Origin of the sequence: Hansschlegelia zhihuaiae (assembly GCF_004103825.1) — a bacterium.
GTDB classification, from domain to species: domain Bacteria; phylum Pseudomonadota; class Alphaproteobacteria; order Rhizobiales; family Methylopilaceae; genus Methylopila; species Methylopila zhihuaiae.
Genome location: NZ_RYFI01000024.1, coordinates 35,625 through 57,436, shown reverse-complemented (window position 1 = coordinate 57,436; position 21,812 = coordinate 35,625). Strand labels below are relative to the sequence as shown.

22 protein-coding genes are annotated in these 21,812 nt (G+C 69.5%); 11 read left to right on the top strand and 11 right to left on the bottom strand.

Features of this window, described 5'->3' with window-relative positions; translation table 11 throughout:
• Positions 1 to 31: 31 nt before the first annotated feature.
• Positions 32 to 1,912, bottom strand: coding sequence for a sigma-54-dependent Fis family transcriptional regulator (locus EK403_RS19585; protein ID WP_128779143.1), 1,881 nt, complete (start codon positions 1,910 to 1,912; stop codon positions 32 to 34).
• Positions 1,913 to 2,187: 275 nt separating this feature from the next.
• Between EK403_RS19585 and adh the strand changes: the two genes are divergently transcribed.
• Positions 2,188 to 3,708, top strand: coding sequence for an aldehyde dehydrogenase (gene adh / locus EK403_RS19580; RefSeq protein ID WP_128779142.1), 1,521 nt, complete (start codon positions 2,188 to 2,190; stop codon positions 3,706 to 3,708).
• Positions 3,709 to 3,772: 64 nt separating this feature from the next.
• Here the strand turns inward: adh and EK403_RS19575 are convergent, their stop codons facing one another.
• On the bottom strand, positions 3,773 to 4,243 hold the full coding sequence (locus tag EK403_RS19575; RefSeq protein WP_128779141.1) for a hypothetical protein: 471 nt from the start codon (positions 4,241 to 4,243) through the stop codon (positions 3,773 to 3,775).
• Between the two features lie 72 nt (positions 4,244 to 4,315).
• Positions 4,316 to 5,209, bottom strand: coding sequence for a LysR family transcriptional regulator (locus tag EK403_RS19570; RefSeq protein ID WP_128779140.1), 894 nt, complete (start codon positions 5,207 to 5,209; stop codon positions 4,316 to 4,318).
• Between the two features lie 96 nt (positions 5,210 to 5,305).
• Between EK403_RS19570 and EK403_RS19565 the strand changes: the two genes are divergently transcribed.
• A complete protein-coding gene (locus EK403_RS19565) occupies positions 5,306 to 6,301 on the top strand; it encodes an aldo/keto reductase (protein WP_128779139.1) in 996 nt (331 codons plus the stop codon).
• 25 nt (positions 6,302 to 6,326) lie between these two features.
• Here the strand turns inward: EK403_RS19565 and EK403_RS19560 are convergent, their stop codons facing one another.
• A complete protein-coding gene (locus tag EK403_RS19560) occupies positions 6,327 to 6,746 on the bottom strand; it encodes a VOC family protein (protein WP_128779138.1) in 420 nt (139 codons plus the stop codon).
• 241 nt (positions 6,747 to 6,987) lie between these two features.
• Between EK403_RS19560 and EK403_RS19555 the strand changes: the two genes are divergently transcribed.
• The 9 genes from EK403_RS19555 (at position 6,988) to EK403_RS19515 (ending at position 14,921) form a co-directional block, all read left to right on the top strand.
• Entirely contained in the window at positions 6,988 to 7,365 is a 378-nt protein-coding gene (locus EK403_RS19555) for a DUF779 domain-containing protein (RefSeq protein WP_128779137.1), read from the top strand.
• A 104-nt stretch (positions 7,366 to 7,469) separates the two neighbouring features.
• Positions 7,470 to 8,264 (top strand): SDR family NAD(P)-dependent oxidoreductase, encoded by a 795-nt coding sequence (locus tag EK403_RS19550; RefSeq protein WP_128779136.1) that lies wholly within the window; start codon positions 7,470 to 7,472, stop codon positions 8,262 to 8,264.
• Positions 8,265 to 8,304: 40 nt separating this feature from the next.
• Entirely contained in the window at positions 8,305 to 8,907 is a 603-nt protein-coding gene (locus EK403_RS19545) for a malonic semialdehyde reductase (protein WP_128779135.1), read from the top strand.
• A gap of 54 nt (positions 8,908 to 8,961) precedes the next feature.
• Positions 8,962 to 9,645, top strand: coding sequence for a tRNA (adenosine(37)-N6)-threonylcarbamoyltransferase complex dimerization subunit type 1 TsaB (gene tsaB / locus EK403_RS19540; protein WP_128779134.1), 684 nt, complete (start codon positions 8,962 to 8,964; stop codon positions 9,643 to 9,645).
• A 74-nt stretch (positions 9,646 to 9,719) separates the two neighbouring features.
• Positions 9,720 to 10,253, top strand: coding sequence for a GNAT family N-acetyltransferase (locus tag EK403_RS19535; RefSeq protein ID WP_245479803.1), 534 nt, complete (start codon positions 9,720 to 9,722; stop codon positions 10,251 to 10,253).
• A gap of 77 nt (positions 10,254 to 10,330) precedes the next feature.
• Positions 10,331 to 10,783, top strand: coding sequence for a Fur family transcriptional regulator (locus tag EK403_RS19530; protein ID WP_128779153.1), 453 nt, complete (start codon positions 10,331 to 10,333; stop codon positions 10,781 to 10,783).
• Positions 10,784 to 10,788: 5 nt separating this feature from the next.
• Positions 10,789 to 11,649, top strand: coding sequence for a lyso-ornithine lipid O-acyltransferase (gene olsA / locus EK403_RS19525; RefSeq protein WP_128779133.1), 861 nt, complete (start codon positions 10,789 to 10,791; stop codon positions 11,647 to 11,649).
• Between the two features lie 121 nt (positions 11,650 to 11,770).
• Positions 11,771 to 12,481, top strand: coding sequence for a sulfate transporter family protein (locus EK403_RS19520; protein ID WP_128779132.1), 711 nt, complete (start codon positions 11,771 to 11,773; stop codon positions 12,479 to 12,481).
• Positions 12,482 to 12,581: 100 nt separating this feature from the next.
• On the top strand, positions 12,582 to 14,921 hold the full coding sequence (locus tag EK403_RS19515; RefSeq protein WP_128779131.1) for a transglycosylase domain-containing protein: 2,340 nt from the start codon (positions 12,582 to 12,584) through the stop codon (positions 14,919 to 14,921).
• Positions 14,922 to 15,098: 177 nt separating this feature from the next.
• Here EK403_RS19515 and typA read toward each other — a convergent pair whose 3' ends face one another.
• From typA to EK403_RS19480, 7 genes are all read right to left on the bottom strand, one after another.
• Positions 15,099 to 16,925 (bottom strand): translational GTPase TypA, encoded by a 1,827-nt coding sequence (gene typA / locus EK403_RS19510; RefSeq protein WP_128779130.1) that lies wholly within the window; start codon positions 16,923 to 16,925, stop codon positions 15,099 to 15,101.
• Between the two features lie 136 nt (positions 16,926 to 17,061).
• The gene (locus EK403_RS19505; protein ID WP_128779129.1) at positions 17,062 to 18,348 is read right to left on the bottom strand and encodes a hypothetical protein; all 1,287 of its coding nucleotides are present in this window, start codon (positions 18,346 to 18,348) and stop codon (positions 17,062 to 17,064) included.
• 50 nt (positions 18,349 to 18,398) lie between these two features.
• Positions 18,399 to 19,625 (bottom strand): argininosuccinate synthase, encoded by a 1,227-nt coding sequence (locus EK403_RS19500; protein WP_128779128.1) that lies wholly within the window; start codon positions 19,623 to 19,625, stop codon positions 18,399 to 18,401.
• A gap of 93 nt (positions 19,626 to 19,718) precedes the next feature.
• The gene (locus EK403_RS19495; protein WP_128779127.1) at positions 19,719 to 20,129 is read right to left on the bottom strand and encodes a VOC family protein; all 411 of its coding nucleotides are present in this window, start codon (positions 20,127 to 20,129) and stop codon (positions 19,719 to 19,721) included.
• Between the two features lie 134 nt (positions 20,130 to 20,263).
• Complete coding sequence (locus EK403_RS19490; RefSeq protein ID WP_128779126.1) at positions 20,264 to 20,530, bottom strand: hypothetical protein; 267 nt, start codon at positions 20,528 to 20,530, stop codon at positions 20,264 to 20,266.
• Positions 20,531 to 20,708: 178 nt separating this feature from the next.
• Positions 20,709 to 21,203: an MmcB family DNA repair protein gene (locus tag EK403_RS19485; RefSeq protein WP_128779125.1), complete on the bottom strand. Its 495-nt coding sequence runs from the start codon at positions 21,201 to 21,203 to the stop codon at positions 20,709 to 20,711.
• 61 nt (positions 21,204 to 21,264) lie between these two features.
• On the bottom strand, positions 21,265 to 21,812 hold a 548-nt coding region (locus tag EK403_RS19480), incomplete at its 5' end, for an NUDIX domain-containing protein (RefSeq protein WP_164919686.1).

Genomic DNA, 21,812 nt, shown 5'->3' with positions numbered 1-21,812 from the left:
GAGGCGCGGCCGGTCGCGCGCCCGCGACAGATCAGCCTCGGCCGCCGAGCGCCCTGCGGTAGAGCGTCGACCGGCTGACGCCAAGGCGGCGGGCCGCGGCCGAGACGTTGCCTCCGCAGGCGTCGAGCGCGGAGCGCATCGCGTCGCGGGCGAGCGCGTCGAGGCCGGACGCTGGCGCAGCCGGCGGATCGCTGTCCGCCGGCGCGGCGCAGCTCACGGACGAGGGCAGCAGTTCGGCCGTCACGGTCTCGCCGGGCTCCGACAGCGCGAGCAGCGCCTTCAGCACGCCGACGAGCTCGCGGTGGTTGCCCGGCCAGTCATGGGCGCGCAGCGCCGCGAGCGCGTCCCGGCCGAGGCGCCGGCCTTCGCGCGGCAACCTGGCCCAGACCGCGTCGATCACGGCCGTGCGATCGAGGTCGCGCAGCGGCGGCAGCGCGAAGGTGAACTGCGCGAGCCGAAAATACAGGTCGGAGCGGAACGCGTCGGAGGACGTGAGCCGCCGGATGTCGCGATGGGTTGCGCAGACCAGGCGGATGTCGAGCGGCGCAGGCTTTCCGCCGCCGAGCGGCGTCACTGCGCGATCCTGCACGACGCGCAGCAGCCGCGCCTGAAGCGCGACCGGCATGTCGCCGATCTCGTCGAGGAACAGCACGCCGCCGTCAGCCTCGCGGAGAAGACCTTTCGACCCCGATCTGCGTGCGCCTGTGAACGCGCCATGCTCGTAGCCGAACAGCTCGGCCTCGATCAGCCCTTCGGGCAGGGCCGCGCAGTTGACGGCGACGAACGGCTTCGAGGCCCGCGCGCCGAGCGCATGGACGGCGCGCGCGAACATCTCCTTGCCGCAGCCGGTCTCGCCCTGGATCAGGATTGGCACGTCGCCGTCGACCAGCCTGACGGCGCGCTTCAGGCTCGCCTCGACGGCGGCGTCGAACACCGCTTCGAAGGCCGGAGCGGACGACGCCGCGGGAGCGGCCTGCGCCCGCGGGGCGTCGCCCGGGACGGCCTTCGACGGCCATGCGCGCGGAGCCGAACGCGTCAGCGTCGCGTGGACCAGGACGCCGGATCGGCCGCGCAGCCGACTTTCACCCCCAAGCGCGAGCCGGCCGGCGTCGAACAGGTCCCCGAAGGAACGCGAGCCGAGCGCGTTCCAGTCGAGGTCGAGCAGTTTGAGCGCGTGCCGGTTGGCGGCGACGAGGCGCGCGCCCTCGAACACCAGAACGCCTTCCTGCGAAGTGCCGATCAGCTCCGGGTCGGCATGCAGCCGCACCACGTCGCGCCCGTCGAAGCCGTGCGCGAACATGCGGTGCTCGATCTGGTCGACGCCGTGACGGATCAGAGAGAGCGAATGAAGCTGCGGGATCGCCGCATGGCCGGAAAGGTCGAGCGCCCCGACCAGCGCGCCCCGCGGGTCGAAGATCGGCGCGGCCGCGCAGGTCAGGATGCGGTGGGAGTCGAAGAAGTGCTCCGAGCCCCGCACCTCGATCGGCCGCCGCTCGACGAGCGCGGCCCCGATCGCGTTGGTGCCGGTCGAGGCCTCGGCCCATTTGACGCCGCGCCTCAGCGCGACGCCGGCCGCCTTGCCCGCGAAGCCCGGGTCGCCGGACGCGTCGAGCACGAGCCCGGCGCCGTCGGTCAGGATGACGAGGCTCGCGGTGTCGCGCGCCTCGGTCGCGAGCGCCTCGAGCTCGGGACGCGACAGCCGGATCAGTTCGTCATTGCGCTCATGGAAGTCGCGCAGCTCCGACTGTCCGATCGGCTCGATCCTCGGATCGGCGTGCGAGTCGAAGCCGCGCTCGGCGCAGCGCCGCCAGGAGCGCAGGATCTCGGGCGGCAGCCCCTCGGGAACGGCGCCACGGTCGAAGAATTCCTGCCGAGCGCGCATGACGTCGGCGTGTGGAGCGGTCAGCTCCATCGGCGTTTCGCCTCCTGTCGCGCGTTGCGACAGCTGTCGCAGCGCACTCCGTCTCTTTGGGCGACACTCTTTCACCAGGATGGCGCGCGAGTCTAGCAGCGTCCCTTCACAGATCTTGCCGGCCGAGCGAAGGCGCGAGCAAGATCAGGCTCTTGCCGCGCTGCAGCAAAAGCGGCCGACGGCGCGTCCTTCGTTGGCACGAAGGCTGCGACCCTGCCAACCAAGCGGCGGAACATGCTTCCGTCGACGACAAGATCGTCTGGGAGGACTTATCCATGAACGCTCCGGAACGCATGACCAGCTTCGCGCGCTCGCCCTTCAAGGAGCGCTACGACAACTTCATCGGCGGCAAGTTCGTCGCGCCCGTCGGCGGCCGCTACTTCGACAACACCAGCCCGATCACCGGCCAGAAGATCTGCGAGATCGCGCGCTCCCAGAAGGAGGACGTCGAGCTCGCCCTCGACGCCGCCCACAAGGCCAAGGAGGCCTGGGGCCGCACCAGCCCCGCCGAGCGCGCCCAGCTGCTGCTGAAGATCGCCGACGTCATGGAGTCCAATCTCGAGGCGATCGCGACCGCCGAGACCTGGGACAACGGCAAGCCGATCCGCGAGACCATGGCGGCCGACATTCCGCTCGCGGTCGACCACTGGCGCTATTTCGCCGGCTGCATCCGCGCCCAGGAAGGCTCGTTGTCGGAGATCGACCACGACACGGTCGCGTACCATTTTCACGAGCCGCTCGGCGTCGTCGGGCAGATCATCCCGTGGAACTTCCCGATCCTGATGGCGGTCTGGAAGCTCGCGCCCGCGCTTGCGGCCGGCAACTGCGTGGTGCTGAAGCCCGCCGAGCAGACCCCCGCCTCGATCATGGTGGTGGCCGAGCTGATCGCCGACATCCTGCCTCCCGGCGTGCTGAACATCGTGAACGGCTTCGGCCTCGAGGCCGGCAAGCCGCTCGCCTCCTCGAACCGGATCGCCAAGATCGCCTTCACGGGCGAGACCACGACCGGCCGCCTGATCATGCAATACGCGTCCCAGAACCTGATCCCGGTGACGCTCGAGCTCGGCGGCAAGTCGCCGAACATCTTCTTCAAAGACGTGGTCGACGAGGACGACGACTTCTTCGACAAGGCGGTCGAGGGCTTCGTGATGTTCGCGCTCAACCAGGGCGAGGTCTGCACCTGCCCGAGCCGCGCTCTCGTCCAGGAGTCGGTCTATGACCGCTTCATGGAGAAGGCGATCGGCCGCGTGAACGCGATCAAGCTCGGCTCGCCGCTCGACCCGCAGACGATGGTCGGCGCGCAGGCCTCCTCCGAGCAGCTCGAGAAGATCCTGAGCTACATCGACATCGGCCGCCAGGAAGGCGCCGAGCTTCTGGCCGGCGGTTCCAGGAATGAACTCGAGGGCGACCTTTCGGGCGGCTTCTACGTCAAGCCGACGGTGTTCAAGGGCCACAACAAGATGCGGATCTTCCAGGAGGAGATCTTCGGCCCGGTGCTCTCGGTCACGACCTTCAAGGACGACGAGGAGGCGCTGTCGATCGCCAACGACACGCTCTACGGCCTCGGCGCGGGCGTGTGGACCCGCAACGGCACCCGCGCCTACCGCTTCGGCCGCGCCATCCAGGCGGGGCGCGTGTGGACCAACTGCTACCACGCCTATCCGGCGCACGCGGCGTTCGGCGGCTACAAGCAGTCCGGCATCGGGCGCGAGACCCACAAGATGATGCTCGACCACTACCAGCAGACCAAGAACATGCTGGTCAGCTACTCGCCGAAGAAACTCGGCTTCTTCTGATCCCCGACGGATCCCTCCTCCTGGATCCGACGACTGGCGGGCGGCTCTCGGGCCGCCCGTTTTTTCAGTCGGCTTCGGCCTCGGCGGCGGCCGGCCCGGCCTCGAGCGGCGCCTTCTCCAGAACTCCCGATATGTTGCAGTCGAAGCTCACGGTCGAGGCGCCGGTCGCATAGGTCGAGACGCGCGGCGCGGAGGACTGCGACAGAAAGACGGGACCGGCGAAAGTCGCCATGAAGGTCCGCCCGCTCGCGTTCGAGATCGACGTGACGTCGAGATAGAACGGGCCGTCGCCTTTGTCCGAACCGAGCTGCACATGCGAGAAGACCGCGGTTCGGGAGCTGAGGAAGACCCGGCAGGACGCCGAGTTCACGCGAAGGACCCTGTCGGCCGGGATCGCGGGAAACACCGCCTGGCAGAAGATGCCGCCGGTGGAGCAGCTCTTGAAGACGTTCTCCTGATAATATTTCGCCGGCAGGGCCGAGGCCGGGACGGCCGCGAAGGCGGCGGCGGCGAGCGCGCAGGCGGGGCGGCGCATGGCGTGGATCTCCAGGTGGCGCGCCGGCCATCCTGAGCGACGCCACGCGGAACGCCAAGCGCGCACTTCCGCCTAGAGCCCCTTCACGAAATCCACAAAGGCGCGGAGCGGCGACGGCATGTGCCTGCGGCTCTGGTAGTAGAGCAGCGGGCCGGTGAAGGAGAGCCACCACTCCTCGAGCACCGGAACCAGCGCGCCCTTGGCGATCTCGTCCGAGAGCGCGTCCTCGAAGGTGTAGATCAGGCCGAGCCCCGCGACCGCCGCCGCGATCTCCAGCTCAAGCGCCGAGGCGACCAGCGGCCCCTCGACCGGGACCTTCACGACCTCGGCTCCCCGCGCGAACTCCCAGGCCGGCAACAGGCCGCTCCGCGCGAAGCGATGGCCGATCCGCGCATGCGCCGCCACGTCCCGCGGATGCTCGGGCCGACCGCGCGCCTCCAGATAGGAGGGGGCCGCCGCGGCCGCGAAGCGCTGGCGGCGCGGGCCGATCGGGATCGCGATCATGTCGAGCTCCACCCGCTCCTCGTAGCGCACGCCGGCGTCGAAGCCGGCCGCCAGCACGTCGACGAAGCTGTCCTCGGCCACGACCTCCATGCGCACCCCGGGATGGCGCCTCAGGAACTCGGTCGCGATCGGCGGCAGCACGCGGCGCGCCACGATGGTCGGGACGTTGAGCCTGAGCGTGCCGGTCGGCGTCTCCTCGTCGCCGCCGAGCGCGTCGAACGCGTCCTCGATCTCGGCGAGCGCGGGCCTCAGCCGCGCGAGCAGTCGCGCGCCGGCCTCGGTCGGCGTGACGCTGCGGGTCGTGCGGTTCAGCAATCGGACGCCGCACGCCTCCTCGAGCCGCCGCACCGCGTCGCTGATCGAGGACGCGGAGGCGCCGCGCCGCTCGGCGGCCGCGCGGAAGCCGCCGGCGTCGGCCACCGCGGCGAGCAGGGCGGCGTCGGCAAGATCGGGCGTCGCCATTGTCCGCGTCCTCGTACAGGTCATTCGCGATTGGCTGGATTATCGCACAGCCGACGAAGCGCCATAACCCGTCGCGACGGAAGAGGAGACCAAGTCATGAAGACCACGAAGCTTGGCGCGACCGGCCCCGCGACCTCGGCGATCGGCCTCGGCTGCATGGGCATGTCGGACATGTACGGCCCGTCCGACCGGGCCGAGTCGATCGCCACCATCCATGCCGCGCTCGACGCAGGCGTCGACCTGATCGACACCGGCGACTTCTACGGCATGGGCCACAACGAGCTGCTGATCGCGGAGGCGCTGAAGGGCCGGCCGCGCGACGACTACAAGCTCAGCGTCAAGTTCGGCGCGTTGCGCGGCCCCGACCGGAGCTGGCTCGGCTTCGACGGAAGGCCGGAGGCGGTGAAGACGTTCCTCGCCTATTCGCTGAACCGGCTGGGCGTCGACCATATCGACGTCTATCGCCCGGCCCGTCTCGACCCCGACGTCCCGATCGAGGAGACGGTGGGGGCGATCGCCGACATGGTGAAGGCGGGCTACGTCCGGCATGTCGGCCTGTCGGAGGTCGGCGCCGACACGCTCCGCCGGGCCGTCGCCGTCCATCCGATCGCCGACCTGCAGATCGAATATTCGCTGATCTCGCGCGGGATCGAGGACAAGGTCCTGCCGGCGGCCCGCGAGCTCGGCGTCGCGATCACGGCCTATGGCGTGCTGTCGCGCGGGCTGATCAGCGGGCACTGGGACAAGGCGAAGGCCGGCCAGGGCGACTTCCGCGCCGTCAGCCCGCGCTTCCAGGGCGACAATCTCGACGCCAATCTCCAGCTGGTGGACGCCCTGCGGAAGGTCGCGGACGCCAAGGGCGCGAGCGTCGCCCAGATCGCGATCGCCTGGGTGATGGCGCAGGGACGGGACGTCGTCCCGGTCGTCGGCGCGCGCCGCCGCGACCGCTTGTCCGAGGCGCTCGGCGCGGCGGAGATCGCGCTCGACGCCGAGGATCTCGCGGCGATCGAGCGCGCCGTGCCGAAGGGCGCGGCGGCGGGCGAGCGCTACGCCGCCGCGCAGATGGCCCATCTCGACAGCGAGAAGGCCTGAACGCCCGTCAGAGCCCGAAGATCGATCAGATCCCGAAGGTCACATGGCCTTCGGGGCTGATGGCGAAGCCCGGGTTCCAGGCGATCTCCCAGGCGTGGCCGTCAGGGTCGGCCATATAGCCGCGGAAGCCGCCATGCGGCGGCTCGTCGGCGGGCCTCAGCACCTCGCCGCCGAATTCCGCAAGGCGCGCGATCGCCTCGTCGACGGCCTCGCGCGACGCGACATTGTGGGCGAGCGCAAAGGCGCCCGCCCCCGACGGCTCGCGGCGCATGTCGCCGGCGAGCTCCGCCTTGAGCCACGTGCCGAGCACGAAGCCGTTCATCTGGTAGAACACGATGTCGGCGTTCTCGAAGACAGGCCGCCAGCCGAAACCTTCGGCATAGAACCTCTTCGACCGCGCGAGATCGGCCACGCCGAGCGTGACCACGGAAACCTGCTGCTGCATCTGGCCAGTCCTCATCGAAGCCCCGGCGCGGGATGCGCCGGGATCTCGCCTCGGGACTTGGACGCTGTCGCGCGCCAGCCAGAGCTCCCGACGGGAGCGACCGGGCTAACCAAACCGGTCCGCCTTTTCAGACGGCGCGAAGGCTAGCCGAAGCCGGGGCGCAGTCAAGGCGCCGTCCGAAAGGACGGGCTTCGCCACGGCGCGGCTTCGTCCTATCTATCGGCACAGGAGGACGCCGCCCATGGTCAGCAACGTTCCGCTCCGCGTCGAGGCCACCCAGAAGGCGCTCGACCTCATCAAGACCCTGCAGGGCGAGCACGGCGAGATCCTGTTCCACCAGTCCGGCGGCTGCTGCGACGGCTCCTCGCCGATGTGCTACGCGACCGGCGACTACATGATCTCGGACGCCGACGTGAAGCTCGGCGAGGTCGGCGGCGCGGGCTTCTATATGAGCCCGTCGCAATACGAATACTGGAAGCACACCCATCTGACGCTCGACGTCGTGCCGGGTCGCGGCGGCATGTTCAGCCTCGAGAACGGCCGCGAGGTGCGCTTCCACATCCGCTCCCGCATCTTCAGCGACGACGAGGTGCGGGCGCTGGAGGAGGCGGCCGCCTGACGCAGCCCGCGCATCGGCGGATTGCGTCGCGCGCGGCTTCCCTTTCGCCGCCGCGCTCCGACATATCGGCCCGACCCATCCGGGATGAGCGGAGCCTGCGCGCCATGAAGATCGACCTGTCCGACAAGACCGCCCTCGTCACCGGTTCGACCGTCGGCATCGGCTACGCGATCGCGCTCGGCCTCGCGCGGACCGGCGCGACCGTCGTGGTGAACGGCCGCAAGCAGGAGGCCGTCGACAAGGCCGTGAAGGCGATCGAGGACGCGGTCCCGGGCGCCAGGGTCACGGGCGTCCCGGCTGATCTCGGCACGGGCGAGGGCGCGGCGGCGCTGGTCGCCGCCGTCCCGGCGCCGGACATCCTCGTCAACAATGTCGGGATCTTCGGCCCGAAGGACTTCTTCGAGGTTCCGGACGAGGAGTGGGCGCGCTTCTTCGAGGTCAACGTCATGTCGGGCGTTCGCCTGTCGCGCGCCTACGCCCTCGGGATGGCCGAGCGCGGCTGGGGCCGCATCCTGTTCATCGCCTCGGAGAGCGCGCTCAACATCCCGGTCGAGATGATCCACTACGGCTTCACCAAGACAGCCCAGCTCGCGGTGTCGCGCGGCCTCGCCAAGCGCCTCGCCGGCACCGGCGTGACCGTGAACGCGATCCTGCCGGGCCCGACGCTCTCGGAGGGCGTCGCCGACATGCTGAAGGACGAGATCGCCAGGACCGGCCAGTCGCTCGAGGAGGCGGGCGCGGCCTTCGTGAAGGCGCACCGTCCCTCGTCGATCATCCAGCGCGCGGCGAGCGTCGAGGAGGTCGCCAACATGGCGGTCTATGTCTGCTCGAAGGAAGCCTCGGCCACCACGGGCTCGGCGCTGAGAGTCGACGGCGGTCTGGTCGACACCATCGCCTGACCGCCTTTAGAACGGACGTTCCCCGACGAGAGGACCGCCCTTGACCGCCGACGCCCGCGCGCCGATCGACGACGACGCCCTCGACGCCCTGTTCCGCGTCGCCCGGACCCACAATTCGTTTCGCGACGAGCCGGTCTCGGAGGTCACGCTCCGGGCGCTGTTCGAGCTCGTGAAAATGGGTCCGACCAGCGCCAACGGCCTGCCGGGCCGCTTCGTCTTCCTCGTCTCCAAGGAGGCCAAGGCGAAGCTCGGACCCGCGCTGTCGTCCAACAACCGCGACAAGACGATGAAGGCGCCGGCGACCGTCATCGTCGCCCATGACGTCGCCTGGCACGAGAACCTGCCGCGCTTCTTTCCGCACACGAACGCCAAGAGCTGGTTCGAGGGGAACGACGCTCTGATCGCAGAGACGGCCTTCCGCAACGGCACGCTGATGGGCGGCTATCTGATCATGGCGGCCCGCGCGCTCGGGCTCGACTGCGGCCCGATGTCGGGCTTCGACCAGGCCAAGGTCGACGAGGCCTTCTTCCCCGACGGCCGCTGGCGGACGAACTTCCTGGTCAATCTCGGCTATGGCGACGGGCAGAACATGTTCGACCGCCTGCCCCGCCCCGACTTCGACGAGTTCTGCCGGATCGTCTGAGAGCCCTCCTCTTCCGCGTGGCGCCGGGCCGAGACTCTGATACTCAGCGCGGCCATGCGCGTGCTCGCCATCGACACCGCCCTCGGGGCCTGCTCGGTCGCGGTCGTCGAGACGGCCGACGACGCGGCGCCCCTCTATGTGTCCTCGATCGCCATGGCGCGGGGCCACGCCGAGGCGCTGATGCCGGAGGTCGCGCGGATCCTCGCGGCCGCTGGCGGGCTTGCGGGCGTCGACCGCATCGCCGTCACCGTCGGACCCGGCAGCTTCACGGGGCTGCGCGTGGGCCTGTCCTGCGCCCGGGCGATGGGGCTCGCGACGGGGCTGCCGGTCGTCGGCGTCCCGACCCTCACGGCGCTCGCCGCCCCGCTGCTCGATTCGGGCGACGGCGTGACGCCGGTCGCCGCGGCGATCGACGCGCGGCACGGCCGGGTGTTCTTCCAGGCGTTCGCGGGCGACGGCCGGGCGCTGGTCTCGGCGCGGCTGATCGAGGCGCGGGACGCCGCCCGCGCCATCGGCGGCGGGCCTGCGCTGGTCGTCGGATCCGGCGCCGCCCTCGTGACGGCGGCGACCGAGGATCCCTCCATTCGCGTGGCGCCCGCGTTGCATGACGCTCCTGATCCGATCTGGGTCGCGCGACTCGGCGCAGCCTGCGATCCCGCGCTGTCGCCGCCCCGGCCGCTCTATCTGAAGGCCGCAGACGCGCATCCGCAGGAGGCCGGCCGGATCGCCAGGCGGTAAGGCGGTCACGAAACGCGGTCCGGATTCGGCGGTCGGGTGTGGGATCGGCGACGGATGGCCGATATGGTGAGGGCATGAATCCGTTCGGGGGAACGCTCGGGGTCGAGATGTTCTGGCTGTGGTTCTGGGACGCGTATCTCGCGCGCTCGGCCGCATGGGCCGTCGGCCCCGCCGACGCCGGCGACGCCGACGAGCTCGCGCGCATCCACGGCCAGGCCTTCGCACGCGGCTGGAGCGTGGAGGAGATGGAGCAGCTGCTGCACGACCGCGCCGTCACGGCCTGCGTGCTGCGACGGGAAGGCCGCGACAAGGCCTATGGCTTCGCGTTGTCGCGCGTGGCCGAGGACGAGGCCGAGGTGCTGTCGATCGCGGTCGCCGAGGCGAGGCGCGGCTCGGGCGGCGGCGCGGCGCTGCTCGGACGCCATCTCGGCCGGCTGGCGAGCCAGGGCGTGCGACGCGTGGTGCTCGAGGTCGACGAGGACAACGCCTCGGCGCTCGCGCTCTACGGGCGCTTCGGATTCGTGCAGGTCGGGCGTCGCCGGGCCTACTACGCGCGCCAGGACGGAAGGCGCGGGACCGCCAAGGTGATGGCGCTCGAACTGCCGTGAGCGGCCCAAGGTTTACGGCGCAGGCCGCCGCTCCTATAAGCGGCCGTCCGGACGGCGAGCGACGCTTGAACACCACCATGCCGGGGCAGCGCCCGAACGTGTCCACAGAGCCAACCGAGTCGATCGAAGCGATCTGCGTCCGGAAGGGGATGCGGATGACGGAGCAGCGCCGCGTCATCGCCCGCGTGATCGCCGAGGCCGTCGACCATCCCGACGTCGAGGAGCTCTACCGGCGGGCCTCCGCGGTCGACCCGCGAATCTCGATCTCGACCGTCTACCGCACCGTCAAGCTGTTCGAGGACGCCGGCATCATCGCGCGGCTCGATTTCCGCGACGGCCGCTCGCGCTACGAGCCGCAGCCCGACGAGCATCACGATCATCTGATCGACCTGCGCTCGGGCAAGATCGTGGAGTTCCGCGACGAGGAGATCGAGGCGTTGCAGGCCGCGATCGCCAAGCGTCTCGGCTTCCGTCTGGTCGACCACCGGCTCGAGCTCTACGCCGTGCCGCTCGACGACGACAAGGCCTGACGCCGTTGGTCCGCCGCCCCTTCCGCGCCGTCGTCTCGGCGCTGACGCTGATCCCGGCCGTCCTCGTGCTGGCGCCGTTCCAGCTGCTGTTCCTCCGGCTGAATTCGCCGCTCGCCCAGAGGCTGCCGCTGCGGTTCCACCGCTTCGCCATGGCGGTTGTGGGCGTGCGCGTGAAGGTGGTGGGCGAGCTGTCGTCCGACCGCCCCCTGCTGATCGCCGCCAACCACGCGTCCTGGCTCGACATCCCGGTGCTCGGCTCGGTCTGCCCGATGTCCTTCGTGGCGAAGTCCGAGATCGCCGAATGGCCGATCTTCGGCCGTCTCGCCAAGATGCAGCGCACGATCTTCGTCGATCGCGCGCGCCGGACCGCAACCGCCGAGGTCAACACCGAAATGGCGACGCGCATGATCGCGGGCTCCCCCGTCGTGCTGTTCGCCGAGGGCACCTCCAGCGACGGCAATCGGGTGCTGCCGTTCCGCACCTCGCTGCTCGGCGCCGCGCGCGCGGCGATCGCGGCGAGCGGCGGCGACAGCGTTGCGGTGCAGCCGGTCTCGGTAGCTTACACCCACCGCAACGGCCTGCCGCTCGGGCGGCTCGGACGGCCCTTCGTCGCCTGGTATGGCGACATGACCTTCGGGCGGCATCTGTGGTCGATCCTGCGCGACGGCGCGATCGATGCGACCGTCACCTTCGGCGAGACCATGCGGGCCGACGCGGCGACCGACCGCAAGCGCCTCGCGGCCGAGGCCGAGCGCGAGGTGCGCCGCCTCACGACCAATGCGCTCCTGGGACGTCCGCCCGAGGATGTGGCCGCGCAGATCGCCGGCAGCGAGGGCTCTCCGCATCAGGCCGAGCCGGCCTTATGAACGCAAAATCCGCCTGCAGGACGGCGCTGCGTGCTTCGAGACGCCGTCCTGGCGGACGGCTCTTCGCGGGCGTCTCGAAGCACGCAGGCGTTCGCCCCCAGATCTTCCGGCGGTGATGCAAATGTGGCGCTCAGCGATCCGCGCAGCCCGGCAGACCATGTCGCCGCCCTTCCGCATGGTGCTGCTGAAGTCGCTCGGCCTCACGCTGCTGCTGCTCGTGCTCGGCTGGTTCGGGCTGCAGGCGCTCGCGGAGCGGACGCTGGTCATCCCGAACGAGACCGCGAACTGGATCGCCCATCTCGTCCTCGGCCTCGGGACGGCGTTCGGCATGCTGTTTCTCGTGACGCCCGTGACTGCGGCCGTCGCGGGCCTCTTCCTCGACGACGTCGCCGAGATCGTCGAGCGCGAGCACTATCCGGATGATCCGGCCGGCCGGCCCGTACCGCTGCTGCGCGGGCTGATGCTCTCGGCGCGGTTCTTCCTGCTGGTGCTCGGGATCAACATCCTGATGCTGCCGCTGATCTTCGTGCCGGTGGTCAATCTCGTCGCCTGGCTCGGGGTCAATGGCTACCTGCTCAGCCGGGAGTATTTCTCGCTTGCGGCGCTGCGGTTCCGGTCGGAGGCCGAGGCGGCCGCGCTGCGGCGACGTCACAGGACGACGGTGCTTTCCGCCGGCCTGCTGACCGCGGGGCTCGCGGTCCTGCCCTTCGCGAACCTGCTGACGCCGCTGTTCGCGACCGCCTTCTTTGTTCATCTGCACAAACGCATCTCGACCGAGGAGGCCGGACGCCTCGGGACCGAGGGCGCGGCGGCGTCACGCCTTGCGCCGTAACGGCCCTTAAACCTGCCGCATTCAAAGTCCACCCGGATGCAGCAGGGGACGGCCGCGGAGGACGCGGCCGACGCGAGCGGCTTGCAGAGGTCTTTGGGCGATGGCGATCGGACGCGGGTCCGGGCGGGACGAACGGCGCGAGCCGCGCTTCGACGCCGGCCCGGGCTCAGGCGACCTGCGCCTGACGCCGGCCGACCGCCCCGCCGGAGGCTTCGCGCCGCAGGACGACGCGCCGGCGCCCCGCGTCGAGCCGGGCGGTCGTCGCGAGCCGGATTTCTCGGACGTCTCGCTTTCGGATTCGGACAGCCGTCGGGAGCCGAGCTTCGGCGCGCCGGCGGACGACGGCCCCGCCATGGCTGACCGGCGCAAGACCTCCTACTGGGCCTGGGTCATGGGCCGCAGCCGCCCGGCGAAGGGCGTCTCTTCCGCGCGCGCGCCGAAGAAGCGGCCGGGCCTGATCGGCCGGCTCGTCTCCCTTGTCGTCGTGCTCGGCCTGTTCGGCGCGGCGGCGGGCGGCGGCGTGGTCGCATATTACGCCTCGCGCCTGCCGCCGATCCAGAATCTCGAGATTCCGAAGCGGCCTCCCAACGTCCAGATCGTGAGCATGGACGGCAAGCCGATCGCCAATCGCGGCGAGACCGGGGGCGCGGCCGTGCCGCTCTCCGAGATGCCGAAATTCGTGCCCCAGGCCTTCATCGCGATCGAGGACCGGAGATTCCGGGACCATTGGGGCGTCGACGTCTTCGGCCTCGCGCGCGCCATCAAGACCAATATCGAGCGCGGCGGCGTGGCCCAGGGCGGCTCGACGCTGACCCAGCAGCTCGCCAAGAACCTGTTCCTGACGCCGGCCCGCTCGCTCGAGCGCAAGGTGCAGGAGGCGGTGCTCGCCTATTGGCTCGAGACCAAGTTCGGCAAGGACAAGATCCTCGAGATGTACCTGAACCGCGTCTATTTCGGCGCGGGCGCCTATGGCGTGGAGGCTGCGGCCCAGCGCTATTTCGGCAAGTCGATCCGCAAGGTGAACGTCTCCGAGGCTGCGATGCTCGCCGGCCTCGTCAAGGCCCCGTCGCGGCTCTCGCCGAGCCACGATCCAGCCGCCGCGCGGGCGCGCGCCGACATCGTTCTGCAGGCGATGGCGGACGAGGGCTATCTCACCCGCGACCAGGCCAATGTCGCGTTCCGGGTCCATCCGCCGTCGCCCGCGCCGAAGCCCGAAGGCGCCGTCGGCTACGCGGCCGACTGGGTGATGGAGCAGATCGACGGACTGGTCGGGATCTATGACGAGGACCTCGTGGTCGAGACCACGATCGACCCGAGGCTCGAGACTGAGGCAGAGAAGTCGCTGGCCGAGGGGATCGCCAAGAGCGGCGGCAAGCTCGGCGTGAGCCAGGGCGTGGTCGTTTCGCTTGCGCCGGACGGAGCGGTCCGGGCGCTGGTTGGGGGCACGTCCTACGCGCAGAGCCAATTCAACCGCGCGGTCGCGGCCAAACGCCAGCCGGGCTCGGCCTTCAAGCCCTTCGTCTATCTCGCTGCGATCGAGGCCGGCGGCCTCGACCCCGACACGATCCGCACGGACTCGCCGCTCAAGATCAAGGGCTGGACGCCGGCCACCCCCCCCCGCCGCTATGGCGGGCCGATGTCGCTCTCTTACGCGCTGTCGCAGTCCGTCAACACGGTCGCGGTCAGGCTCGGCCTCGAGGCGGGGCCGGTCAACGTCGCGCACACGGCCGAGCGGCTCGGCGTGACCTCGCCGCTGACCCCCAACCCCTCGATCGCACTCGGCACCTCGGAGGTGACGCCGATCGAGATGGCGGCCGCCTATGCGCCCTTCGCCAATGGCGGGCAGGAGGCCAAGCCCTACATCGTGCGGCAGGTGAAGACAGCCCAGGGCGAGACGCTCTACAAGCGCAAGGCCGAGGCGCCGAAGACCGTCGTGGACTACGAGCGCGTCGGCATGATGAACGCCATGATGCGCGAGACGCTGACCTCCGGCACCGCCCGCTCGGCCAAGCTCGCCGGCTGGCCGGCCGCTGGCAAGACCGGCACGAGCCAGGATTTCCGCGACGCCTGGTTCATCGGCTACACGGCCCACATGGTTACGGCGGTGTGGGTCGGCAACGACGACAACGGCCCGACGAAGCACGCCTCGGGAGGCGGCCTGCCGGTCGCGATCTGGAGCCGCTTCATGACAGCCGCCCATCAGGGCGTCCCGCCCCAGACGCTGCCGGGCGAATGGGTCCCGCCGGTCGCGCAGGGCGAGGAGCCCGGCGACGTCTACCAGACGGGCCCGGGCCGCGGCGGCGACGAGCCGCCCTATTCGAGCGCCCGCGTCGACGACGGCTACTACGACGACCGCCCGCGCGAACAGCGCCGCGTCGAGCGGCGCCGTTCGGACGACGGCCCGATCGGCTTCCTGAAGGACCTGTTCGGCGGGTTCTGAGGCGAGGCGGTCGATTATTCCGCGGCGATCATACGAACGCGCCGCCTGATGTCCCGGCCTTGAGCCGGGACCCATGGAGCGCCGCCGGCGCCAAATGTAACGATCGACGGCGTTCCGTTCGCGAAGCTCGACGCTGATGGGTCCCGACTCAAGAACGGGACATCAGGGCGGCGCCCCTCACGCCACCTCCGCCTCGGCCCGCCGGCTCTCGCGCTTGCGGTCGTTCGGGTCGAGCAGCCGCTTCCTCAGCCGGATCGACTTCGGCGTGACCTCGACCAGTTCGTCGTCCTGGATCCAGGCGAGCGAGCGCTCCAGCGTCATGCGGATCGGCGGGGTGAGGCGCACCGCCTCGTCCTTCGACTGGGTGCGGATGTTGGTGAGCTTCTTGCCCTTGAGGACGTTGACCTCGAGGTCGTTGTCGCGGCTGTGCACGCCGATGATCATGCCCTGATAGACCTTCCAGCCCGGCTCGATGATCATCGGGCCGCGGTCCTCGAGGTTCCACAGCGCATAGGCCACCGCCTCGCCGGGCTCGTTGGCGATCAGCACGCCGTTGACGCGGCCGGCGATCTCGCCCTTGAACGGTCCGTAGGCGTGGAACAGGCGGTTCATGATCGCCGTGCCCTTGGTGTCGGTCAGGAGCTCGCCCTGATAGCCGATCAGGCCGCGGGTCGGGGCGTGGAACACGAGGCGGAGACGATTTCCGCCGGAGGGCTTCATCTCCAGCATATCGGCCTTGCGCTCCGACATCTTCTGAACGACGATCCCGGAATGCTCCTCGTCGACGTCGATCACGACCTCTTCGATCGGCTCGACGGTCTGGCCGTTCTCGTTCTTCTGTAGCACCACGCGGGGACGCGAGACGCCGAGCTCAAAGCCCTCCCGTCGCATGGTCTCGATCAGGATGGCGAGCTGCAGCTCTCCGCGGCCGGAGACGATGAATGAATCCTTGTCGGCCGATTCCTCGACCTTGAGCGCGACGTTGCCCTCCGCCTCCTTGAGCAGGCGGTCGCGGATGACGCGGCTCGTCACCTTGTCGCCCTCGGTGCCGGCGAGCGGGCTGTCGTTGACGATGAAGCTCATCGACACGGTCGGCGGGTCGATCGGCTGCGCCTGGATCGGCTCCGCGACCTGCGGGTCGCAGAAGGTGTCGGCGACAGTCGCCTTGGTCAGGCCCGCGATCGACACGATGTCGCCGGCCTCGCCGAGCTCGATCGGCTGCCGCTCGATGCCGCGAAAGGCGAGGATCTTGGACACGCGGCCGGTCTCGACGACGTTGCCGTGGCGGTCGAGCGCCTTGACGGTCTGATTGGGCTTCACGGTCCCCGACGCGATCCGGCCGGTGATGATGCGTCCGAGGAAGGGGTTGGCCTCGAGCAGCGTGCCGAGCATGCGGAACGGGCCGGGCTCGGTCTTGGCTTCCGGCACATGGTCGAGGATCAGGTCGAACAACGGCTTGAGGCCGTCCTCCTTCGGGCCGTCCGGCGAGTGCGCCAGCCAGCCGTCGCGGCCCGAGCCGTAGAGGATCGGGAAGTCGAGCTGCTCGTCGGTCGCGTCGAGCGCGGCGAACAGGTCGAAGACCTCGTTGATCACTTCGGTGGCGCGGGCGTCCGGCCGGTCGACCTTGTTGACGGCGACGATCGGCCTCAGGCCGATCTTGAGCGCCTTCGAGACCACGAATTTGGTCTGCGGCATCGGGCCCTCGGCCGCGTCGACGAGGACGATGACGCCGTCCACCATCGAGAGGATGCGCTCGACCTCGCCGCCGAAATCGGCGTGGCCAGGCGTGTCCACGATGTTGATCCGCGTGTCCTTCCACACGACCGAGGTCGCCTTGGCCAGGATCGTGATGCCGCGCTCCTTCTCGAGGTCGTTCGAATCCATCACGCGTTCGGCGACGCGCTGGTTCTCGCGGAACGAGCCGGATTGCTGGAGCAGCTTGTCCACCAGGGTGGTCTTGCCGTGGTCGACATGCGCGATGATCGCGACGTTGCGGAGTTTCATGGGGGCCGTGCGCCTTCAGCCCGCGGCTGCGCGGGCGGTCATCCGGATCTTTGGGTTTGTGCGGCGCCACAAATGCGTCAGGCCGCGCAGAAAGGCAAGGCGGCGCGCGCCCGCCCGCGCCGCCGCCCGGAAGGGCTCAGCCTTCCGCGGCGCTCGGGACGTCGACTGCGGGCTTCGCGCCGGCCTTCTTGCCGCCGCCCTTCTTCCCAAGACCCTGCTTGCCAGGCCCCTGCTTCGCAAGCCGCTGCTTGCCGGCGCCCTGTTTGCCAAGACCTTGCTTGCCTCGCCCCTGCTTGCCGAGACCCTTCTTGCCGGCCTTCTTCGGGCGGCCGCCGGCCTTCTTATGGTCGCCCTTCAGGAAGTCGCGCGCGGCCGACGGCGAGGAGCCGATGAGGTCGACCATTCTCTCGACGACTTCGAGGACGTCGCGCTTGTCGTCTTCCGAAGCCGCGTCGAAGTCAAAGGTCTTGAGCTCGAGGCTCCGCGCCGGGCAGATCGTCGCCCAGTCTTTCCCGAACCACTCTCGGGCGAAGCGGTCGTTCGACTCGCGGTAGCGCTCGCGGATCAGCGCCTCGTCGTCCGGCGACAGACCGACATAGGCGGTCTGCTCCCAGTCGCGGCCGCGCATCAGACCCTTGAAGCTCTCGTAGAGGTCCGAATAGTTCGGCAGCGAACGGACCCGGCCGTTCACCCGACGCATGATCTCCTGCGCGGCGAACATGCCCTTGACGCCGATATTGGGGTTCGAGGCCTTCGGCTCCGGGATCTCGAAGCTCGCCGGCACGCCGATGGCGTCGAGGAAGCTCCGCGCCAGCCCTTGGCGGACCGCCTGCTCGAAAGACACGACCCGGACCTCGGCCTGCGGATCGTCGAGGAAGCGCTTCAGATAGGCCCAGGGGTCCACCAGGCCGACCTCAAGGGCGTGCTCGAGAAACTGGCGGAAGGTCTGGCGCGAGCTGAAATTGCGCTGGTCCTGCGTGTACCAGGAGTTCAGCCAGCCCGGCTGGTCGCGCACATAGGCCACCGCGACGATGCGGAACCCGCGCTCCCGGAAGAACTCGGTGACCCGCCGGTAGCGGCTCTCGTCGCGCAGCGCCTCGGCGAAATGCTCCGTCGAGATCACGATCGAGCCGTCGATCTTCTGGATCTTGCGGCCGAGCTCCTCCCAGAAGGGCGAATCGGTCAGGTGCTGCGCCTTGAAGTTCGACATGCGCGACAGCGGCGTGTGGTTGCGGCGCTGCTTGCCGCCGCGGTCGCCGCTCACGGTGGGGTAATAGACGCCGAGCTTCGCCAGCCGGTCGGCGTTCACGAAGAGCGCGTTCTGGATCGAGGTCGTGCCGGTCTTGTGCGGACCGATATGCAGGAAGCAGATCCGCTCCGCGGAGGCGGCGGGCGCTTCGCTCGTCTGGATGTCTTCGGTCATGATGGGGTCGCCATGGGGGCGCAGACGCGCCCGATCCGGCTGTGCTCCGATCAGCGGTTGCGCCGCGCCGCCAGCGTCCTGAGCCGCAGCGCGTTGAGACGGATGAAACCGGCGGCGTCGCGGTGGTCGTAGGCGACGGCGCCGTCCTCGAAGGTCACGAGCTCCTGGTCATAGAGCGAATTCGGGCTCGAGCGACCCTGCACGATCACATTGCCCTTGTAGAGCTTGAGCCGGACCGTGCCGTTCACTTCCGACTGGCTGTGGTCGATCGCCGCCTGCAGCATCTCGCGCTCGGGCGAGAACCAGAAGCCATTGTAGATCATCTCCGCGTAGCGCGGCATCAGCTCATCCTTGAGATGGGCCGCGCCACGGTCAAGGGTGATGGATTCGATCGCGCGGTGCGCGGCGAGCAGGATCGTGCCGCCCGGCGTCTCGTAGACGCCACGCGACTTCATGCCGACGAAGCGGTTCTCGACCAGGTCGAGCCGCCCGACGCCGTTGGCCCTGCCGAGCTCGTTGAGGCGCGTGAGCAGGGACGCGGGCGACAGCGGCTCGTTGTCGACCGAAACGGCGTCGCCCTTCTCGAAGCCGATCTGCACCAGCGTCGGCTGGTCGGGCGCGTCCTCCGGCGAGATCGTGCGCATGTGCACGTCTTCGGGCGCCGCGAGCTCAGGGTCCTCCAGCACCTTCCCCTCGGAGGAGGAGTGCAGCAGGTTGGCGTCGACCGAGAACGGCGCCTCGCCGCGCTTGTCTTTGGCGATCGGGATCTGGTGGCTCTCAGCGAACTCGATGAGCTTCGTGCGGGACGTCAGGTCCCATTCGCGCCACGGCGCGATCACCTTCACGTCCGGCTCGAGCGCATAGTAGCTGAGCTCGAAGCGCACCTGGTCGTTGCCCTTGCCGGTCGCGCCGTGGCAGACGGCGTCGGCGCCGGTCGCGCGCAGGATCTCGATCTGGCGCTTGGCGATCAGCGGCCGCGCGATCGAGGTGCCAAGCAGATACTGGCCCTCATAGACCGCGTTCGCCCTGAACATCGGGAACACGAAGTCGCGGACGAACTCCTCGCGCAGATCGTCGATGAAGATGTTGTCGGGCTTGATGCCGAGCAGCTCGGCCTTCTTGCGCGCGGGCTCCAGCTCCTCGCCCTGGCCGAGATCCGCCGTGAAGGTGACCACCTCGCACTGATAGGTCGTCTGCAGCCATTTCAGGATGACGGACGTGTCGAGGCCGCCCGAATAGGCGAGCACGACCTTCTTCACGCGCTTGTCGTCCGCCATGCGTGCCTTCCGGTTCCTTCACGTTTTGGCTGAGGCGCGCACTTAATCCGGGGCGGCGGCGCGGCGCAAGCGGGGGCGGCGGGACGGTTCGCCTCAGACGCCCTCGTCGCCCGGCCGGTAGGTGCCGAAGGACCAGATGTTGCCTTCGGGATCGAGCGCCGAATATTCGCGGGAGCCGTATTCGGTATCCTCGAGCGCGCGCACGATGCGGGCGCCCGCGGCCCTGGCGGCCTCGTAATGCGCCTCGATATCCTCGACCACGACATAGATTCCGAAGCGCGCCGCAGCCCACGGGTCCTCGCCGTCCGCCTCGCGCATCGAGCCGAACATCACGCCGCCGTCGCCGATCGAATATTCGGCATGCGCGATTCCGCCGCCAGGACCCGGCACGACCAGTCCGGGCTTGAAGCCGAACGCCTTTTCGAGAAAGGCGGCCGCGGCGGGCGCGTCCTCATATTTCAACGCGGGGAACACGGTCGGCCCTAGGCCCGGCGGCTTCGCCATGACGTCGCCTCCTGAATGCCGCGCCGCTTCTGATGACGCGGCGACGGCTTCAACAGTGCGGTCGACGCGTCGGCCGCGACGCCGAAACGTCCGAAGCGGATCGAGGGTTCGAGGGTCTCGGCGGTCAATTGGCCTCAGGCGACGCGGGCGGGTCGAAACGGGATGATGGCGGCCCCTGCGGGCCGAGCGGTCTGGCGGACGCCCCTCAGGTCGCCATGCGACACGATCGACGCCATCGCGCGCGCGAGCTCTTCGGGAGAGTCGTCCTTGAGGCCGATGTCGGACGCGACCGTCGCCGCCGCGCCGATCAGCGCCGCAAACACGACGTCCGGATTCTCGCCGCAGCGCTGAAGCGTGAGGGCGAGGCGAAGCACCACGGCATTCACATCGTCATTGGACATATCAAAGCCGCCCCATCGCCCTCGTCGAAGGCGACGCACAGAATGAAATTCGGGAGATCGACGCCTGGCCCGCCCGTCCTGGGGGGCAGCGTCGAATCGGTTGACGCTTAGTCTTGCGGTAGATTGTGCCGAATTGAGACCTTTAGGCGGCGAATTATGGCCATACGGTCCAAAGACATCACATCCCCGCGCCCGGCGGATCGAGCGTGACCTGCAGCCTGAGAGCCGCGAGCCGCGCGAAGCGGAGGCTGACCGCCTTCCGCCGCGCCCCCGCCAGAGGGTGGAGCGGCCCGTCGCGGATCGGGGCCGCGCCATAGCGATCGGCGCGGATCAAGCCGACCTCGCCGGGAATCAGCGCCTCCGGAAAACCGTCTCCGACCGCGAAGTAGAAGCGGTCGCAGAATTCGGGATATTCATGCCACTTGCGATCTGTGCGGAAGTCCTGCGGCCCCGACTTGATCTCGACGATCACGATGTCGCCCTTCGCGCCGAGCGCCATCACGTCGGCCCGCCGTCCGGAGCGGAGCGGAACTTCGAGCAGGCAGCCATAGCCGGCGGCCGCGAAATAGCGGCAGACGCCGCGCGCGAGCCCGCAGGCGACGCCGGCGAGCGACGTCGTGACGGGCGTCGACTGCAGCTCCTCGATCAGGTCTGGACCGCCGATGTTCTCCATACGTTCGAGTATGGCACGAACGAAGAACGACGCAAGCGCGGAGACGCGAGCCGCGTCTCGTTCAGCGCGTCGCCTCCAGCAGATGCTTGATTTTTGAACGGTTGAGGGCGAGCCATTGCAGCGCAATGGTGAGATAGCCGTTGAGCGGCCGGGGATCGTCGAGCGCCGAAAGCGCAGCATCGACGCCGACGGTGAAAGGCCGAGTGTGCTCAAGCTCTTCAGCGGCTCCGGCCTCGTCGACGAGCCCGCCCGAATCGACCAAGGCGAGGAAAAGGGCCGCGTGCTCGTCCACGATGCCAGGCGTCGGCAGGAAGGCAAGAAGCCGGACCAGCCGAATCGCCTTGAGTCCGGTCTCCTCCATCAGTTCGCGACGGGCGGCCGCCTCGGCGTCCTCTCCCGGTTCGAGCCGCCCCGCCACCACCTCGACGAGGTCGCCGGACCCGGTCGCGAGATGGGCCGGAAGCCGGAACTGGCGGATCAGCACGAGTTCGTCCCGCACGAGGTCGATCGCTAGGACCGCGACGCAGGCGCCGCCGCGCAGCACCTCGCGATTTTGCACGATCCGGCCGCGCCGGCCGGCGTCGAGGCTGACGCGCCAGCCTTCCAGCC

What these genes read in the sequence shown, in the direction of transcription:
- EK403_RS19585 (WP_128779143.1), bottom strand. Translation starts at nt 1,912, where the DNA reads ATGGAGCTGACCGCTCCACACGCCGACGTCATGCGCGCTCGGCAGGAA.
- adh (WP_128779142.1), top strand. Translation starts at nt 2,188, where the DNA reads ATGAACGCTCCGGAACGCATGACCAGCTTCGCGCGCTCGCCCTTCAAG.
- EK403_RS19575 (WP_128779141.1), bottom strand. Translation starts at nt 4,243, where the DNA reads ATGCGCCGCCCCGCCTGCGCGCTCGCCGCCGCCGCCTTCGCGGCCGTC.
- EK403_RS19570 (WP_128779140.1), bottom strand. Translation starts at nt 5,209, where the DNA reads ATGGCGACGCCCGATCTTGCCGACGCCGCCCTGCTCGCCGCGGTGGCC.
- EK403_RS19565 (WP_128779139.1), top strand. Translation starts at nt 5,306, where the DNA reads ATGAAGACCACGAAGCTTGGCGCGACCGGCCCCGCGACCTCGGCGATC.
- EK403_RS19560 (WP_128779138.1), bottom strand. Translation starts at nt 6,746, where the DNA reads ATGCAGCAGCAGGTTTCCGTGGTCACGCTCGGCGTGGCCGATCTCGCG.
- EK403_RS19555 (WP_128779137.1), top strand. Translation starts at nt 6,988, where the DNA reads ATGGTCAGCAACGTTCCGCTCCGCGTCGAGGCCACCCAGAAGGCGCTC.
- EK403_RS19550 (WP_128779136.1), top strand. Translation starts at nt 7,470, where the DNA reads ATGAAGATCGACCTGTCCGACAAGACCGCCCTCGTCACCGGTTCGACC.
- tsaB (WP_128779134.1), top strand. Translation starts at nt 8,962, where the DNA reads ATGCGCGTGCTCGCCATCGACACCGCCCTCGGGGCCTGCTCGGTCGCG.
- EK403_RS19535 (WP_245479803.1), top strand. Translation starts at nt 9,720, where the DNA reads ATGAATCCGTTCGGGGGAACGCTCGGGGTCGAGATGTTCTGGCTGTGG.
- EK403_RS19530 (WP_128779153.1), top strand. Translation starts at nt 10,331, where the DNA reads ATGCCGGGGCAGCGCCCGAACGTGTCCACAGAGCCAACCGAGTCGATC.
- EK403_RS19520 (WP_128779132.1), top strand. Translation starts at nt 11,771, where the DNA reads ATGTGGCGCTCAGCGATCCGCGCAGCCCGGCAGACCATGTCGCCGCCC.
- EK403_RS19515 (WP_128779131.1), top strand. Translation starts at nt 12,582, where the DNA reads ATGGCGATCGGACGCGGGTCCGGGCGGGACGAACGGCGCGAGCCGCGC.
- typA (WP_128779130.1), bottom strand. Translation starts at nt 16,925, where the DNA reads ATGAAACTCCGCAACGTCGCGATCATCGCGCATGTCGACCACGGCAAG.
- EK403_RS19505 (WP_128779129.1), bottom strand. Translation starts at nt 18,348, where the DNA reads ATGACCGAAGACATCCAGACGAGCGAAGCGCCCGCCGCCTCCGCGGAG.
- EK403_RS19500 (WP_128779128.1), bottom strand. Translation starts at nt 19,625, where the DNA reads ATGGCGGACGACAAGCGCGTGAAGAAGGTCGTGCTCGCCTATTCGGGC.
- EK403_RS19495 (WP_128779127.1), bottom strand. Translation starts at nt 20,129, where the DNA reads ATGGCGAAGCCGCCGGGCCTAGGGCCGACCGTGTTCCCCGCGTTGAAA.
- EK403_RS19490 (WP_128779126.1), bottom strand. Translation starts at nt 20,530, where the DNA reads ATGTCCAATGACGATGTGAATGCCGTGGTGCTTCGCCTCGCCCTCACG.
- EK403_RS19485 (WP_128779125.1), bottom strand. Translation starts at nt 21,203, where the DNA reads ATGGAGAACATCGGCGGTCCAGACCTGATCGAGGAGCTGCAGTCGACG.